At 68.0% G+C, this 674-nt stretch carries 1 protein-coding gene; it reads right to left on the bottom strand.

Annotated features, from left to right (window positions below; genetic code table 11):
- Positions 1–524 (bottom strand): DDE-type integrase/transposase/recombinase (locus ACGLHR_RS52020; protein WP_400103975.1); only part of this gene is annotated, 524 nt, incomplete at its 3' end.
- Between the last annotated feature and the right edge of the window lie 150 nt (positions 525–674).

The following is a 674-nucleotide window of genomic DNA, read 5'->3' as shown; positions in this document are numbered from 1 at the left end:
TCCGCGCTCTCGCGCCCGGCGATCAACCAGCCCACGACATGGCGGCTGAAGATGTCCAGGATGACGTAGAGGTGGAAGCACGTCCACCTGGCTGGCCCTTTGAGTTTGGTGATGTCCCACGACCACACCTGGTTAGGCGCGCGCGCCAGCAACTCAGGCCTGACGTAGGCCGGATGGACAAGCTGGTTGCGTCGCTCGCGCGAGCCGCCATTGGCCGCGAGCAACCGGTACATGGTGCGCACCGAGCCCAGGTAGCGGCCCTCGTCGAGCAACGTGGCGTGTAGCGCCGCCGGCGCGGTGTCGGCGAAGCGCTCGCTGTTAAGGGTGTCCAGCAGCACCTGGTTTTCCAGGGCGTCCAGAGCCAACGGTGGCCGGGGCCGGGCCGTGGACCGTGGCAGTGGACCGATGAAGGCCATGCGACGCAGGTGGGCCCGCTGCCGGGCAGGCGTGCCGCGCGGCACGCCCAGCGCATGGCAGGCCGCGCTCGCGCCCAGGGCCGGAGTGAGCTCTTGCACAGCCGCCATTACGGCTTGTCGGTGTCGTCGTCGATCGGATTGCCCAGCAAGGCTGCAAGTTTTTTTTGGACGTCGATCACCAGCAGCGCCTTGTCGAGTCGGCTCCTGAGATTATCGCGCTCGCGCGTGAGCTGCGCGATGTGCCGCGCCTCGGCCCGA

It is taken from the genome of Cupriavidus sp. CuC1, assembly GCF_044627735.1.
Classification (GTDB): Bacteria; Pseudomonadota; Gammaproteobacteria; order Burkholderiales; family Burkholderiaceae; genus Cupriavidus; species Cupriavidus ulmosensis.
This window is presented reverse-complemented; position numbering and strand designations above follow the sequence as displayed.